Raw genomic sequence first — 14,743 nt, 5'->3', positions numbered from 1 at the left:
CAGCAAGCGGGGCGAGTTCAGCTCGCCGGGCCTAAATCGCTGGGCCCAGAAGGTCGTCGGCGTCCCGGATGATGTAGCCGTAGCCCTGCTCGGCCAGGAAACGCTGCCGGTGCGCCGCGTACTCGGCGTCCAGGCTGTCGCGCGCCACCACGGAGTAGAAGATGGCGCCACCACCGTCGGCCTTGGGTCGCAGCAGCCGCCCTAGCCGCTGCGCTTCCTCTTGGCGTGAGCCGAACGTACCCGAAACCTGCACCGCCACAGAGGCTTCCGGCAAATCGATGGAGAAGTTGGCGACCTTGGACACCACCAGCGTCGACACCTCACCGCGGCGGAACGCGTCGAACAGCTCTTCGCGTTCCTTGGTTCGGGTGGACCCTTGGATCACCGGGGCGTTCAGCTCGGCGCCTAGCTCGTCGAGCTGGTCGAGGTAGGCGCCGATCACCAGCGTCTGCTCGCCGGGATGCTTGTCCAGGATCGACTTCACCACGGCGATTTTCGAATGCGCGGTTGAGCAAACCTTGTATCGCTCTTCGGGTTCCGACGTGGCATAGATCATGCGCTCGTTGTCGGTCATGGTGACGCGCACCTCGACGCACTCGGCCGGGGCGATCCAACCCTGGGCCTCGATGTCCTTCCACGGCGCGTCATAGCGCTTGGGGCCGATCAGCGAGAACACGTCGCCCTCGCGGCCGTCTTCCCGGACCAGTGTGGCGGTCAGCCCGAGGCGGCGCTTGGACTGCAGGTCGGCGGTCATCCGGAACACCGGCGCCGGCAGCAGGTGGACCTCGTCGTAGATGATCAGCCCCCAGTCGCGGCTGTCGAAGAGTTCCAGATGCCGGTACTCGCCCTTGGTGCGGCGGGTGATCATTTGATACGTCGAGATGGTGACGGGCCGAATCTCCTTGCGTTCTCCCGAATATTCGCCGACCTCGTCCTCGGTCAGTGAGGTGCGCGCTACCAGTTCGCGCTTCCACTGCCGCGCCGCGACGATGTTGGTGACCAGGATCAGGGTCGTCGCGCTGGCTTTCGCCATCGCGGCCGCGCCAACCAGCGTCTTGCCGGCCCCGCACGGAAGGACCACCACGCCGGACCCGCCGGACCAGAACGAATCGGTGGCCATTTGCTGGTAGTCACGCAGGTGCCAGCCCTCCTGCGCCAGGCTGATCGCGTGCGCCTCGCCGTCGACGTAGCCCGCGAGATCCTCTGCGGGCCAACCGATCTTGAGCAGCATCTGCTTGACGCGGCCACGCTCGCTGGGGTGAACGACGACGGTGTCATCGTCGATCCGGGCGCCGAGCATGGGTGCGATCTTCTTGTTGCGCAGCACTTCCTCGAGCACGGCCCGGTCCAGGCTCAGCAGCGTCAGGCCGTGCGCCGGGTGTTTGACCAATTGCAGCCGGCCGTAGCGGGCCATGGTGTCGACGATGTCGACCAGCAGCGGCTGGGGCACCGCGTAGCGCGAGAAGCTGACCAGCGCGTCGACGACCTGTTCGGCGTCGTGGCCGGCGGCGCGTGCGTTCCACAGCGCCAACGGTGTGATGCGGTAGGTGTGCACGTGCTCGGGCGCGCGCTCCAGCTCCGCGAACGGCGCGATGGCGGCGCGCGCCGCACCGGCCTGCTCGTGGTCGACCTCGAGCAGCACCGTCTTATCGGACTGCACAATCAACGGCCCGTCAGTCAATGGCGCGGCTCCTTTTCATTTCTCGGGTGATCCATTATCGGCCGTCGGCCGACACCACCGACGTGATGCGGTGGATGGCAAAGTCGCGCAGTCGCCCCGACGCCGAGTCGAAGGCCGTCAGCTGACCGCCCCTAACGGTGATCGGCGACACAACCCGCTGAGTGGCGACACCCGCGGCATCCAAATAACCGATCACCAAGGTGTCTTGTTCCCTGGCCGCGCGCTGCAACAACGCCATGGTGACCGCCGGGTCGGCGCGATTGTTGCCGAACGGCGCGGCGGTCACCTTCCGCAGCACCGCCACCACCGCGTTCAGGCTCTCGCTGTTGGGCCGCGGCATCGGTCGGTAGGGCCGCCGCTGTTGCGGGGTGGCCACCCGGGCGCCCCGGGGACGGACGTCGACGATGGCGCCGGTGGAGTCCTCGGCCGCCGGCGCGAAGCCCGCCGCACGCAGCGCGACGAGCACCTCGCTGATCGGCGCGGGGGACACCGCGACCGTCGGGGCCAGGGCACGCAGTTGCACCCCTTCGGTGGCGGGCGCGGAAACGGCCTGGGCTAGCAGCACCGGGTCCTCGCACCGCACAAACGTGGCCGCCATGCCGATCCGCAGCTGGCCATGCCGGCGTGCGACATCGTCGATGAGGTAAGTAAGGCCCTGTGGGACAGGTGTTTTGGAGTGCTTGGCGAACAGGGCATGCATCCAGTCGCGGGTCTTCCCGACGTCAAGCGCGTGCCGGATCGTCTGCTCGCTGACGCGGTACACCATCGCGGTACCGGCCGACTCGACGGTGGCCACCGCGGCCAGCTGCTCGGCGAGGTCGCGCTGCAGTGGCCCCGGCACCACCACGGTCAGGTCGGCTTGGACCAGGAAATAATCGATCGGTCGGGGCAGGGCCCGCGCCATGGCGTCGATAGCGGCCTGGGAGTCGGCGCCCTCGTCCAGCAGGGCGCGGCCGGGGGTGCTCAGCGCCCCCCGCCCCACCAGGCCCAGCGCGTGGCTCTCGGCCAGCAGATCACCCACCGGCCCGGGCTGCAGCCGCTTCGCCCAGCGGGGGCGCCGCCAGATGAGTGCCGCCGACGCTTCGACCGCGCTGACACCGGCGCCCGGCGGCAACTGGGCCAGCGTGCTCAGCAACAGCCGGCGATCCAGCGGCGCCGCCGTCGAGTACAGCGCATCCGTGAGCGCGCCATAGGGTTTGGCGTCGGGTCCCCGGGTTCCGATCAGAGCCGGCCGGCTGGGCAGGTCCAGCCAGCTAGTGGCCAGCAACTGCCAGCGCTCGGCGGTGGACAGCGCGGCGAACCGGTCGACGGCCACCGTCGGTGCCCAGTACGGTCCGTCACCCGTCGCCGGTTCCGGATCGGGCATCCCGCTGGCGATCAAGCCTGCCGCGGCCGCCACCTCGAGAATCAGGCCCAGCCGCGACTCGTCGATGCCGGTCACCTTGCTGAGCCGTTTGACCTCACGAATTCCCAGCCCACCGCTGCGCAGCTCGGAAATCGGTGTGGCGGCGAGCGTTCCGAGCAGCACGTCGAGTTCTCGCAGCAGATCGATGGTGGCCCCGGCCGCCGCCGCGTCAACGTCGTCGGTGGTGGTCGTCGACCTCACCGGATCGGGCGCCGTCAGCCGCATGGGACCGGGCTGTTCGCCGCGCAGCACCTGCCCGACGTGGCGGGGCAAGATCACCGTCTCGGCGTCGATGCGTCGCAGCAGCCCCATCGCCAGCAGCTGGGGCACCGGGCGGTCCGCGGGTGCGCCGGGCGCGGCGTCACGGGTGCGGCCCATCGGGGAACCCTCGAGAAGCTTTTTAAGCACGTCGAGCTGGGCCTGGCTCAGGCCGTCGATGAGGTTGGCGATCTCCTCGCCGCTTCGCGAGGCGTCCTCGAGGGTGACCTGTCCCGGGTGCCACGGCAGGGCCGTGCCGGCGTCGGGGGCCACGCGGAGCGCGGCGTCGCCCCAGACCAGGGCGCGCTCCCGGAGATCGTCCAACGCCCCGACCACGTCGGCTTCGGGGGCACGCTCACCGATCAGCGCCAGCAGTTTCGGCGTCGGCACCGGCGCGGCATCGGCCTGCAGCACCAACAGCGCGTCGAGCACCGCCAGCCGCAGGTAATCGAGGTCGTCGGTGGCGGCCTTCACCGACTGGCGTGCCTGAGCGCGCGCCGCGAGCGCGGCGATGCTGCCGGGCGGGGGCTGGGCGAGGTCCGGCCGCAGCTCTAGCAGTCGGATCAGCCGCTCGTCGGGCAAGTCGGCCAACCACGACCCCAGCGGGATATCCGGGGTGTTGTCGGTCATTGCTGACCAGCGTAAAACAGTCGGCGGGTCGCCAGCAGGCAACGAATGAGCGGTCGAACTGGCGGTCTTGCGGGACACGCGCGAGAGCGACCTGTCAGAATGGACGGCGTGGCTGACACTGCTGAGGGTAAAGCGCGCAAGACCAGGTATGTCGACAACGGCTGGCCGACGACGGACCACGACGACCACGCGGTGAGCGAACTCGCGACCGACCGGACGGGTGCGTTGTCGCCCTTCGGCGAGCTGGTGTTTCCGCTGCCCTCCACTGACCTGCCCTACCTGCACCCGGTCACCGTCGTTAACCGGTAGGCGCCAGGATGGCTAGGGCCTCTGAGGCCGCCAAGCCCGCGGCGACCTGGGCGTCGGAAGAATCCCCCTCGGGCGCGCTGTCACATCTGGACGATCGTGGGGCGGCGCACATGGTCGATGTCAGCGGCAAGGGAGCCACCAAGCGAACCGCCGTCGCCGCGGGATCCTTGCATACGTCCCCGCACGTGGTGGAGCTGATCTCGGCCGGGGGCCTGCCCAAGGGCGACGCGTTGGCGACGGCCCGGGTGGCGGGCATTCTGGCGGCCAAGCGCACCAGTGACCTGATCCCGCTCTGCCACCAGTTGGCGCTCACCGGCGTCGACGTCGACTTCACCGTGGGGGAGTCCGACATCGAGATCACCGCGACGGTGCGTAGCACCGACCGCACGGGTGTCGAGATGGAGGCGCTGACCGCCGTGAGTGTGGCCGGTCTGACGCTCTACGACATGATCAAAGCGGTCGACCCCGCCGCGCGCCTCGATGACATTCGGGTGCTGCGCAAGGAAGGCGGCAAAACCGGAACGTGGGTGCGGTGATGAGCGCCCAATCCGCCCGCGTCATCATTGCCTCGACCCGCGCGTCGGCCGGGGTGTACGACGATCGGTGCGGGCCGATCATCGCCGAATGGCTTGGACAGCGCGGATTTTCGTGCGCCGAGCCGGAGGTGGTCGCCGATGGCGAACCGGTCGGCGCGGCCCTGCGCAAGGCAGTCGACGACGGGGTCGACGTCATCATCACGTCCGGGGGCACCGGCATCTCGCCCAGCGACAGCACGCCCGACCAGACGGTGGCGGTGCTGGACTACATGATCCCGGGGCTGGCCGACGCCATCCGCCGGTCCGGCCTGCCGAAGGTGCCGACCTCGGTGCTGTCACGCGGTGTGTGTGGCGTGGCGGGTAAGACCCTGATCGTCAACCTGCCGGGTTCGCCCGGCGGCGTGCGCGACGGCCTGGGCGTGCTCGCCGATGTGATCGATCATGCGCTCGATCAGCTCGCCGGCGGAGACCACCAGCGATGACGCTCGTCGTCCGCGCGGCCATGACCGATCATCCGATCGTGCTGGCCGAGCACGAAGAGCTCGTAGGCCACCAGTCGGCCGGCGCCATCGTCGGCTTCGTCGGCATGATTCGCGATCACGACGGCGGCCGGCGGGTGGTGCGGCTGGAGTACTCCGCGCATCCGTCGGCCGAACAGGTCATGGCGGAGGTAGTGGCCGATGTCGCCGAACAGTCGAGCGGGGTGCGCGCCGTGGCGGCGAGCCACCGGACCGGGGTGCTGCACATCGGGGAGGCGGCGCTGGTGGCCGCGGTCGCTGCCGACCATCGTCAGGAGGCCTTCGCCACCTGCGCGCTTCTGGTCGACACCATCAAGGCGCGGCTACCGGTGTGGAAGCACCAGTTCTTCGACGACGGAACCGAAGAGTGGGTCGGCTCGGCGTAACGCCGTAGCGATTGGAATGCCGGCACGCCCCGAAGCGGGAACGTTCGAGGCGTGCCGGGCAGTCTGACGGGCGGAGCTCAGGCGGACGGCTGCGCGATCGCGTCCAGCGCGTCGTTGCCCTGAATGTCCTGTGCCCGAATGGCGTCCCACAGCTGCTTCGTGTAGCCCACCGTGGAAACCTGCTGCGGCATGTCGGCCGGCACGAAACCGCGGAAGTCGTTGTCGACGACGGGCGCGTCCGCAGGAGGCGCGGGCGGCAGGTCCGCAGGAGGTGCGGGCGGCACGTCGGCGGGAGGCGCCGGCGGCATGGCGTCGGCCGGGGGTGCGGGCGGCAGGTCCGCCGGAGGCGCGGGCGGGACGTCGGCCGGGGGTGCGGGCGGCAGGTCCGCCGGAGGCGCCGCCTGGTCGAATCCCGTCAGCTGCACCGGCGCGGGGGGCGGCGGGGCGTCTGGCGGAGGCGCATCGGCGGGCGCGGGAGCCAGCGGTGCCGGCTGGCCGTTGAGTCCGGGCGCGTCCAGAGCGGCGGGCGCCGGAGCCTCGCGCGGCGTCGGGCCCGACAGCGGGCCGCCGCACACGGGCCACGCGCCACGGCCCTGAGTGGCCAGCACGCGCTCGGCGACGGCGATTTGCTGGTCCTTGGTGGCCAATTCGGCCGACGGGGCGTACTGGCCGCCGCCGTGCGCGGCCCAGGTGCTCGAGCTGAACTGCACGCCACCGTGGTAGCCGTTGCCGGTGTTGATTCCCCAGTTGCCGCCCGACTCACAACGGGCTACCTGGTCCCATTCGCCGTCGGTGGCCGCGGCCGCCTGGCCGGCCAGGGCGATGCTGCCGCCACCGAGGACCGCGCCGGTGACGGCGATCTTGGCGACGCTGATGTTTGACGTGCTGGGCTTACGGTGACGTCCACTCATAGGCCGTGAAGGATCCTCTCGTGTCACGCGCCTGCGAGGTCAGCTGTCGGGTTCGGGTTGGAGAGGCCACCCGGCCGTCATCGAACTCAGTGCGTATCCACTGCGAAACGACGTCGGCTTCACCCCAAGGGGCCGTATACGGCCCCGGTCCGATCACGGTGGACCGGTGGGTCCCCCGTCTCCATCCACGTAGGTCGGTGGGCCCCCGCCTATTGGATGGAGCTCGGCGCGATAGGGAGGGGAGGTCCGCCAATTCGGTTGTCTTGGCGAGCCTTCGGAGAAACGTAGCGGTTTCTGTTGGTCCCGTCACGTTCTGCGGCACCCGGCGTTTCCCTCTCGGCCATGTGCGAAAACCCGAGGAACGCGCGGTATCCACGCAGGTCACCACGCCCGATATCGGAGCGTGATTGCGCCGTTATCATTCCGTTACGTGACGCATTTCACAGTTTTAGCCGCCGGCGAAGGGCGGTAGAACGTCGATCGTGTTGCCGGCGCGTAACGTTGCGGTCTCGTCGCGGACCGCGACCCCGTCGCACAGGTAGGAGCATCTGCTCAACACGTCGGCGAGGCGAGAGCCCTGCACGGCGAGGCGCCCAACCAGCTCGGCCACCGTCGTTCCCGGCCGCACCACCAGCGTCTCCGACTCGGCCCCAGCGGCCGCCCGCGCGGCCGCGAAATAGCGCACGGTCACCTGAATCCCGTCTTGCTGGACGGCGGCCTGACCCATCGGGCTAGCCACCGATCGCGCTCATCGGACGGTCGGGCTGGATGAAGTTCGGGTCGTTGATGCCGTGACCGGCCGGCTTGCCCCACATCGCGACGCGCCACGCGGTCTCGATCGCGTCGTCGGACGCACCGCTGCGCAGCAGGGTTCGCAGATCGGTTTCCACGGCCGAGAACAAGCAGCTGCGAACCTGGCCATCGGCCGTGAGACGGGTGCGATCACACGCCGAGCAGAACGCATGGGAAACCGACGCGATGACACCAAACTTCCCGCTCGGCGTGCCCGGGCCGGTGTCGACCAGCCACAGCTCGGCGGGTGCCGAGCCGCGCGGCGCCGGGTCCGGACGGAGCCGAAAGTGCGGGCGCAGCGCGTCGAGCACATCGTCGGCGCTCAGCGCCGCGCCCCGGCGCCACTGGTGGCCGGCATCCAGCGGCATCTGCTCGATGACCCGTAATTGGTAGCCGTAATCGAGGCAGAACCGCAGCAGCGCGACGACGTCCTCGCGACCGGTGACGGGGTCGAGCACGGCGTTCACCTTGACCGGCGTCAAGCCCGCGTCATGGGCGGCGGTCAGGCCGGCGAGCACCTCGTCGAGCCGGTCCCGTCGGGTGATCGCCGCGAAATGTTCGGGGTCCACAGTGTCCATCGAGACGTTGACGCGATTCAGGCCTGCCCTGGCGAGCGCGGCGGCCCGCCGCGCCAGTCCCACGCCGTTGGTGGTCAGTGAAATCTCGGGGCGCGGTCGCAGGCCGGCCGCCGCCGCGACCACCTCTTCGAGGTGCCGCACCAACAGTGGCTCGCCGCCGGTGAACCGCACGCTGGTCACACCCAAGCGGGTGACGGCGATGTGCATCAGCCGCGCCAGCTCATCGGGGCGGAGCAGGTGGTCGCCTGGCAGCCAGTTCAAGCCCTCGGCCGGCATGCAGTACGTGCAACGCAGGTTGCAGCGGTCGGTCAGCGAGACGCGCAGGTCGGTGGCGACGCGCCCGTAGGTGTCCACCAATGGGCCCGCGGTCGGCGCGTCCGGCGCGTTCCCCGCGGTGCGGCCCGGCACCGACGGCACACCCAACGCGGTCGCCGTCATGCGACCACCCCCGGGTAGTGCGACGGCGAAGTGACCGGGACTATCTGCTTGCCCAGGGGCATCAATGAAACCGGGATCAGTTTGAGGTTGGCCAACGCGAGCGGGATGCCGACGATGGTGACCGCCATCGCCAGCGCGCTGACCAGGTGACCGATCGCCAGCCATAGGCCGAACAACAGCACCCAGATGACGTTGCCGATGAGGGCCCCCGTTCCAGCAGTCGGTTTGTCGACGATCGTGCGGCCGAACGGCCACAACGCGTACGAGGCGATGCGCAGCGACGCGAAGCCGAACGGGATGGTGATGATCAGCAGAAAGCTGACGAGCGCCGCAACCACGTATCCGGCGGCCATCCACAGGCCGCCGAACACGAGCCAGATGATGTTCAGGATCAGGCGCATATCTCCTCCACCGGTAATGCCCAGCGTACCGAGTAGGCAATAACGGGGGTGCTCGCGAGGCAAGCACCCGAGTAGGATCTACAGACCAAACGGCGTCCTGCGCAGGCGGGACGCTTATTGTGTTGGCCATTCTATTGATCCGTTAGACAAGCAGGTGAGACCAGTGCCGACCGGCAAGGTTAAGTGGTACGACGCCGACAAGGGGTTCGGGTTCCTGTCGCAAGAGGACGGCGAAGACGTGTACGTCCGCTCGTCGGCGTTGCCCGCTGGGGTCGAGGGGCTCAAAGCGGGCCAACGCGTGGAGTTCGGCATCGCATCCGGGCGGCGCGGGCCTCAGGCGCTGAGCCTCAAGCTGATTGAGCCGCCGCCCAGCCTCACCAAGGCCCAGGGTCGCCGTGATGTGCCCGCCGAGCACAAACACAGCCCGGACGAGCTGCACGGCATGGTCGAGGACATGATCACGCTGCTGGAGGGCGCCGTGCAGCCCGAGTTGCGCAAGGGTCGCTACCCGGACCGCAAGACGGCCCGACGGGTTTCCGAGGTGGTGCGAGCGGTCGCCCGGGAGCTCGACGCCTAGCTTCGGTCGCCGCCGCGCGCCCGAGCGCTACCCGCTTGCGTGGACGGGGTGAGGAAGTGCCGGTCACGGGGTACTCCCACCTCGCCGCGGTTGTCGAGCAAGGAGGCTGCGATGGCACAGCAAGCGCAAGTCACCGAGGAGCAAGCCAGGGCGCTGGCCGAGGAGTCTCGCGAAACCGGTTGGGATAAACCATCTTTCGCAAAAGAGCTGTTTCTCGGCCGTTTTCCGTTGGAGCTCATCCACCCTTTTCCCAAACCATCGGACGCCGACGAGGCGCGCACCTGCGCGTTTCTCGACAAGTTGCGCGACTTCCTTCGCAGCGTTGACGGCAGCGTCATCGAACGCGACGCGCAAATTCCCGACGAGTACGTGAAGGGTCTAGCCGAGCTGGGCTGTTTCGGCATGAAAATCCCGTCGGAATACGGCGGCCTGAACATGTCACAAGTGGCCTACAACCGGGCGCTGATGATGGTTTCCTCCGTTCATCCCAGCCTCGGTGCGCTGTTGTCGGCCCATCAGTCGATCGGCGTGCCGGAGCCGCTCAAACTCGCCGGAACCCCGGAGCAGAAGAAGAAGTTCTTGCCCCGGTGTGCCGCCGGCGCCGTATCGGCGTTTCTGCTGACCGAACCGGACGTGGGCTCCGATCCGGCCCGACTGGCCTCAACAGCAACACCCGTCGAAGACGGGTCCGCCTACGAGCTCGACGGCGTGAAATTGTGGACCACCAACGGTGTGGTCGCCGAACTGCTGGTCGTGATGGCCCGGGTGCCCCGCAGCGACGGGCACCGCGGTGGCATCAGCGCTTTCGTTGTCGAGGCCGATTCACCCGGGATCACCGTGGAGCGGCGCAACAAATTCATGGGGTTGCGCGGCATCGAGAATGGGGTGACCAGGCTGCACCGCGTTCGGGTGCCGAGTGAAAACCTGATCGGCCGCGAGGGCGACGGATTGAAGATCGCGCTGACCACGCTCAACGCCGGGCGGCTGTCGATTCCCGCGATCGCGACGGGTTCGGCTAAGTGGGGTCTGAAGGTGGCGCGCGAGTGGGCAGGCGAGCGCGTGCAATGGGGCAAGCCGCTGGCCGAGCACGAAGCGGTGGCCCACAAGATCTCGTTCATCGCCGCGACCAACTATGCGCTCGACGCGGTGCTCGAGCTCTCCGGGCAGATGGCCGACGAAGGGCGCAACGACATCAGGATCGAGGCGGCCTTGGCCAAGCTGTGGTCCAGCGAGATGGCGTGCATCATCGCCGACGAGGTCATGCAGATCCGCGGTGGTCGCGGCTATGAGACGGCGGAGTCCCTGGCCGCGCGCGGCGAACGCGCGGTGCCGGTCGAACAGGTATCGCGGGACTTGCGGATCAATCGCATCTTCGAAGGATCCAGCGAGATCATGAGGCTGCTCATCGCCCGGGAGGCGGTCGATGCCCACCTGTCGGCGGCCGGCGACCTCGCGAAGCCTGACGCTGGTTTGCGCCAGAAGGCCGCGGCGGCGGTCGGTGCCAGCGGATTCTACGCAAAGTGGTTGCCCCAGCTCGTTTTTGGGGAAGGACAGCGACCCACGGCTTACAGCGAATTCGGACCGCTGGCGTCGCACCTGCGGTTCGTCGAACGCTCCAGCCGCAAGCTGGCCCGCAACACCTTCTATGGGATGGCGCGCTGGCAGGCCAAACTGGAGCAGGGTCAGGGATTCCTCGGGCGCATCGTCGACATCGGTGCGGAGCTGTTCGCGATGTCCGCGGCCTGTGTGCGGGCCGAGGCCCAACGCGCCGTGGACACGGCGGTCGGTCAACAGGCCTACGAGCTGGCCGATACGTTTTGCCGGCAGGCCGCCCTGCGGGTCGAGGCGCTGTTCGACGCGTTGTGGACCAATACCGACGACTGCGATGTCCGGCTGACCCGCGACGTGGTTCGGAGCCGTTTCACCTGGCTCGAGGACGGCATCATCGACCAGTCCGAGGGAACCGGCCCGTGGATCGCCCACTGGGAGCAGGGCGCATCAACCGAGACGAACCTGGCTCGGCGAATTCTGGGTTCCTAGCCGACATTCGAACGAAACAAGGGAGACATGGCCGCCTACGTTGCCGGAAAAGGTGACTTCAACCGCGACACCAACTACATCACCACCCGCGTCACGGCCGACGGGCGCGACGGTTACCCGGTGGAGCCCGGTAGGTACCGGCTCATCGTCGCCCGCGCGTGTCCGTGGGCCAACCGCGCCATCATTGTCCGGCGGTTGCTGGGGCTGGAAAGCGTTCTCTCCATTGGTTTTTGCGGCCCGACCCACGACGAACGCAGTTGGACGTTCGATCTCGATCCCGGGGGCGTCGACCCCGTGCTGAAGATCCCGCGGCTACAGGACGCCTATTTCAAGCGCTTCCCCGACTACCCGAAAGGCATCACGGTCCCCGCGATCGTCGACGTCCCGTCCGGCGCGGTCGTCACGAATGATTTCGCGCAGATGACGGTGGATTTCTCGACGGAATGGACCGCCTACCACCGCGACGGTGCGCCCGAGCTGTACCCCGAGCGGCTGCGCGCCGAGATCGACGAGGTGAACAAGCGGGTCTACACCGAGATCAACAACGGCGTGTATCGATGCGGCTTCGCCGGCTCACAAAAGGCCTATGACGCGGCGTACGATCGGCTGTTCGCCGCGTTGGATTGGGTCAGCGACCGCCTGGCCGATCAGCGATATCTGGTGGGCGACAACATAACCGAAGCCGACGTGCGGCTGTTCACCACGCTCGCCCGCTTCGACCCGGTCTACCACGGGCACTTCAAGTGCAACCGAAGCAAACTGAGCGAGATGCCGGTGCTGTGGGCGTATGCGCGCGACCTGTTCCAGACGCCTGGGTTCGGCGACACCATCGATTTCGTTCAGATCAAGCAGCACTACTACATCGTGCACGCCGACATCAACCCCACCGGCATCGTGCCAAAGGGGCCGGACCTGACGGGCTGGCTGTCGCCGCATGGTCGAGAGGTATTGGGCGGCAAGCCTTTCGGGGAGGGGGCGCCTCCCGGTCCGCCGGTCGAAGGGGAGCGGGTGCCCGCCGGGCATGGCGCCTGACCGGGCTGGCGCCCGGCGTCGGCGCTCAATAGTTTAGGCGCACTGACCATTCCGCGTGCGGGACGTCCCGCAGCTCACCGGCCGGGTCCACCACGAGCGTCAGCAACTGCACGACTATTCCGACCAGCCGCCCGCGATGCGGGTCGACCGGGGGGATGGTGACCGCGAAGCGGGTGTTCGGCCGAAAGATGGTGCTGGTGGTGTTGGTTGGGTCCTCGTACACCTGCAGCAATCGCCAGGGCGCCCGATAGATCGCGTCGGGCACCGAGAGCTGAACCGGGTAGCGCTCACTGACCTTCAGTTCGCCCTGGGCTTGCGGCGTGTCGCATTGGTCGAGGTTGAGCACGCTGCAGTACAGGTAGGGCCCCACCCGCGCGAGGTGGCCGTGTGAATACGCGCTGATCTCCGGGCGCTGCGGACCGGACGGGCGCGCCAACAACCAGGTGCCGACCCCGACGGCCACGCACAACAGAGTCATCAGGCCGGCGAGCAGCACGGCCACGCCGCGTTTCACTCAGGCACCACCGCCGGGCTGCCGCGGCGCACGCCCTCTTGCTCGACCATGACCGGCCTATTACCTCCGAGGCCCGGAATGAGTGAATTCCCTTGGAAGCTGACCAGCGTCTGCGCCAACCCCAGGATGAGTATCGCAGTGACCGCGGTGAAGCCAACCCACAGCTCCGTGTAGACCAAGACGCCCACGGCGCCACCCAGCACCCAGGCCAGCTGCAGCGTCGACTCCGATCGCCCGAATCCCGAGGCCCGCGATTCCTCGGGCAGGTCGTTTTGCAGCGAGGCGTCCAGCGAGGCCTTCGCGATGGCGCTGGAGCCCGACGTGACCAGGGTGGCGATGACGGCGGCCGCCAGGGTGCCCGCCACCGACGCCGCCAGCGCGACTGCCGAGACCGCCAGCGTGCAGCGGACCACCAGCACGGCCGGCCGGCCCAACTGCAGGCGTGCGGCGGCGAAGTTTCCGGCGAAGTTGCCGATGCCGGCCGCTGCCCCGATCATGCCCAGCATGCCCAGCTGAACCCAGCCGCTGGCTTGGTGCGCTTTGGCGACGAACGCCGGGTACAAGAACAGGAAGCCGACCATGACCTTGATGGTGCAGTTGCCCCATAACGAGGTAATGATGTTGCGGCCCAGCGGTTGTCGCAGCGTTCCGCCGACCCTCTTGACTTCCTCGGGCCAGGTCCGTCGCTGCGGTTCGCTGTCCTGGCGGTAGCTCAAGGTGGCCGGCACCTCGCCCGCCGTCACCTCGACCCAGCGCGGGATGCGCATCGACAGCGCCGCCCCGGCGATGGTGACCGCGATGACGACGAACAGCGCGCCGGGCAGTTTGAACAGGTGGGTGCAGACGAACTCGACGCCGGCCGCGATGGCCCCGCCGGCGATGGTGCCGCCCAGCAGACCGAACACCGTCAGCCGCGAGTTGACCCGCACCAGGTCGATGGTCGGCGGCATGACCCGCGGCGTGACGGCGCTGCGCAGCACGCTGAACGACTTGGAGAACACCATCATGGCCAGCGCGCACGGGTAGAGCACCCACGACGGGTAGCTCCCGCTGGCGCCGTCGTAGTTCATGATCAGCACCAGCGCCAAGGCTGTCCGCAAAACGAACGATCCGGCGAGCGCGACCCGCCGACCGTGCTGCAGCCGGTCCAGCGCCGGGCCGATCAGCGGCGCGATGACCGCGAACGGCGCGATGGTGATCAGCAGATACAACGCGACCCGGCCCTTGCTTTCTCCGGTGGCCGCGGCGAAGAACAACGTGTTGGCCAGCGCCACCGCCATCGCGGCGTCCACCGCGAAGTTGGCGACCACCGGCCAGGTGAGCGCGGTCAGGCCGGATTTGTCGGCGCCGTCGGCCGTGGCGGCACGCTGCACCATCCAATACATCCGCGAACCCATCTCGCGGCTTCGCTGCGCCGCGGCGCGGGTGACGGTGACCCGCTCGCCGGCGGCGGCACGTGGTGGTGCGCTATCGCTTCGATCCGGTTCCGGGGGTTGCCCGATGGGCGGAAGGTAGCGATTGGCGCTCGGCATCGGCGGCGGGCGATGCGCTCGGCGATGGCCGGCGTCATCCGCGGGGTAATTGGCCATGCCCGGGTGCTGATTGGAAGCCCCATTGCGGGGCCGGCGGCCGGGAGTGGGGGCCACGCGGCCCGGATCGTCACGCCGCCGTCCAGACACGTTCCGATTCTCCCCTATGCCGACGACATGCGTCTGCAGGTAACGGGGCGTGGCACGC

General features: G+C 68.5%; 15 protein-coding genes and 1 riboswitch. Of the genes, 7 read left to right on the top strand and 8 right to left on the bottom strand.

The window, feature by feature from the left end; all coding sequences use genetic code 11:
* Positions 1-31 precede the first annotated feature (31 nt).
* Together A5773_RS15215 and A5773_RS15210 are read right to left on the bottom strand one after the other, a co-directional pair.
* A complete protein-coding gene (locus A5773_RS15215) occupies positions 32-1,681 on the bottom strand; it encodes a DNA repair helicase XPB (RefSeq protein ID WP_066957626.1) in 1,650 nt (549 codons plus the stop codon).
* 34 nt (positions 1,682-1,715) lie between these two features.
* Positions 1,716-3,974: a helicase-associated domain-containing protein gene (locus A5773_RS15210; RefSeq protein ID WP_067791440.1), complete on the bottom strand. Its 2,259-nt coding sequence runs from the start codon at positions 3,972-3,974 to the stop codon at positions 1,716-1,718.
* A gap of 108 nt (positions 3,975-4,082) precedes the next feature.
* On the opposite strand from A5773_RS15210, the gene A5773_RS15205 reads away from it, so the two are divergent.
* The 4 genes from A5773_RS15205 to A5773_RS15190 are packed head-to-tail and all read left to right on the top strand — an operon-like array spanning position 4,083 to position 5,723.
* Positions 4,083-4,283, top strand: a complete 201-nt coding sequence (locus A5773_RS15205) for a hypothetical protein (RefSeq protein ID WP_156744849.1) — start codon at positions 4,083-4,085, stop codon at positions 4,281-4,283.
* Between the two features lie 8 nt (positions 4,284-4,291).
* Positions 4,292-4,819 (top strand): cyclic pyranopterin monophosphate synthase MoaC, encoded by a 528-nt coding sequence (gene moaC, locus A5773_RS15200; RefSeq protein WP_082948248.1) that lies wholly within the window; start codon positions 4,292-4,294, stop codon positions 4,817-4,819.
* The gene (locus A5773_RS15195; protein ID WP_067791491.1) at positions 4,819-5,301 is read left to right on the top strand and encodes a molybdenum cofactor biosynthesis protein B; all 483 of its coding nucleotides are present in this window, start codon (positions 4,819-4,821) and stop codon (positions 5,299-5,301) included. Before moaC ends, A5773_RS15195 begins: the two co-directional genes overlap by 1 nt.
* On the top strand, positions 5,298-5,723 hold the full coding sequence (locus tag A5773_RS15190) for a molybdenum cofactor biosynthesis protein MoaE (protein ID WP_067265497.1): 426 nt from the start codon (positions 5,298-5,300) through the stop codon (positions 5,721-5,723). The genes A5773_RS15195 and A5773_RS15190 overlap by 4 nt, the downstream gene beginning before the upstream one ends.
* Before the next feature lie 77 nt (positions 5,724-5,800).
* Here the strand turns inward: A5773_RS15190 and A5773_RS15185 are convergent, their stop codons facing one another.
* From A5773_RS15185 to A5773_RS15170, 4 genes are all read right to left on the bottom strand, one after another.
* Positions 5,801-6,634: a transglycosylase family protein gene (locus A5773_RS15185; protein ID WP_067265495.1), complete on the bottom strand. Its 834-nt coding sequence runs from the start codon at positions 6,632-6,634 to the stop codon at positions 5,801-5,803.
* A gap of 12 nt (positions 6,635-6,646) precedes the next feature.
* Positions 6,647-6,873: riboswitch (cyclic di-AMP (ydaO/yuaA leader) on the bottom strand.
* A gap of 209 nt (positions 6,874-7,082) precedes the next feature.
* Positions 7,083-7,361 carry a MoaD/ThiS family protein gene (locus tag A5773_RS15180; RefSeq protein ID WP_067265491.1) on the bottom strand — a complete coding sequence of 93 codons (279 nt, stop codon included), beginning with the start codon at positions 7,359-7,361 and terminating at the stop codon, positions 7,083-7,085.
* A 4-nt stretch (positions 7,362-7,365) separates the two neighbouring features.
* Positions 7,366-8,442 carry a GTP 3',8-cyclase MoaA gene (gene moaA / locus A5773_RS15175; RefSeq protein WP_066957612.1) on the bottom strand — a complete coding sequence of 359 codons (1,077 nt, stop codon included), beginning with the start codon at positions 8,440-8,442 and terminating at the stop codon, positions 7,366-7,368.
* Positions 8,439-8,843, bottom strand: a complete 405-nt coding sequence (locus tag A5773_RS15170) for a YccF domain-containing protein (protein ID WP_066957610.1) — start codon at positions 8,841-8,843, stop codon at positions 8,439-8,441. The genes moaA and A5773_RS15170 overlap by 4 nt, the downstream gene beginning before the upstream one ends.
* A gap of 163 nt (positions 8,844-9,006) precedes the next feature.
* Here A5773_RS15170 and A5773_RS15165 point away from each other — a divergent pair, with 163 nt between their 5' ends.
* From A5773_RS15165 to A5773_RS15155, 3 genes are all read left to right on the top strand, one after another.
* On the top strand, positions 9,007-9,420 hold the full coding sequence (locus A5773_RS15165) for a cold-shock protein (RefSeq protein ID WP_066957608.1): 414 nt from the start codon (positions 9,007-9,009) through the stop codon (positions 9,418-9,420).
* Between the two features lie 111 nt (positions 9,421-9,531).
* Positions 9,532-11,460 carry an acyl-CoA dehydrogenase family protein gene (locus tag A5773_RS15160; RefSeq protein ID WP_067791438.1) on the top strand — a complete coding sequence of 643 codons (1,929 nt, stop codon included), beginning with the start codon at positions 9,532-9,534 and terminating at the stop codon, positions 11,458-11,460.
* Between the two features lie 27 nt (positions 11,461-11,487).
* On the top strand, positions 11,488-12,492 hold the full coding sequence (locus A5773_RS15155) for a glutathione S-transferase family protein (RefSeq protein ID WP_067791436.1): 1,005 nt from the start codon (positions 11,488-11,490) through the stop codon (positions 12,490-12,492).
* Positions 12,493-12,517: 25 nt separating this feature from the next.
* On the opposite strand, the gene A5773_RS15150 is transcribed toward A5773_RS15155, so the two are convergent.
* Together A5773_RS15150 and A5773_RS15145 are read right to left on the bottom strand one after the other, a co-directional pair.
* On the bottom strand, positions 12,518-13,006 hold the full coding sequence (locus A5773_RS15150) for a DUF2771 domain-containing protein (protein ID WP_082948247.1): 489 nt from the start codon (positions 13,004-13,006) through the stop codon (positions 12,518-12,520).
* Positions 13,003-14,652 carry an MFS transporter gene (locus tag A5773_RS15145; RefSeq protein WP_156659773.1) on the bottom strand — a complete coding sequence of 550 codons (1,650 nt, stop codon included), beginning with the start codon at positions 14,650-14,652 and terminating at the stop codon, positions 13,003-13,005. Before A5773_RS15145 ends, A5773_RS15150 begins: the two co-directional genes overlap by 4 nt.
* Positions 14,653-14,743 lie beyond the last annotated feature (91 nt).

The organism is Mycobacterium sp. 852014-52450_SCH5900713, from assembly GCF_001667075.1.
GTDB lineage: Bacteria > Actinomycetota > Actinomycetes > Mycobacteriales > Mycobacteriaceae > Mycobacterium.
Note: the sequence above shows the minus strand (reverse complement) of the source record. Positions and strands in the feature narration are given on the sequence as shown.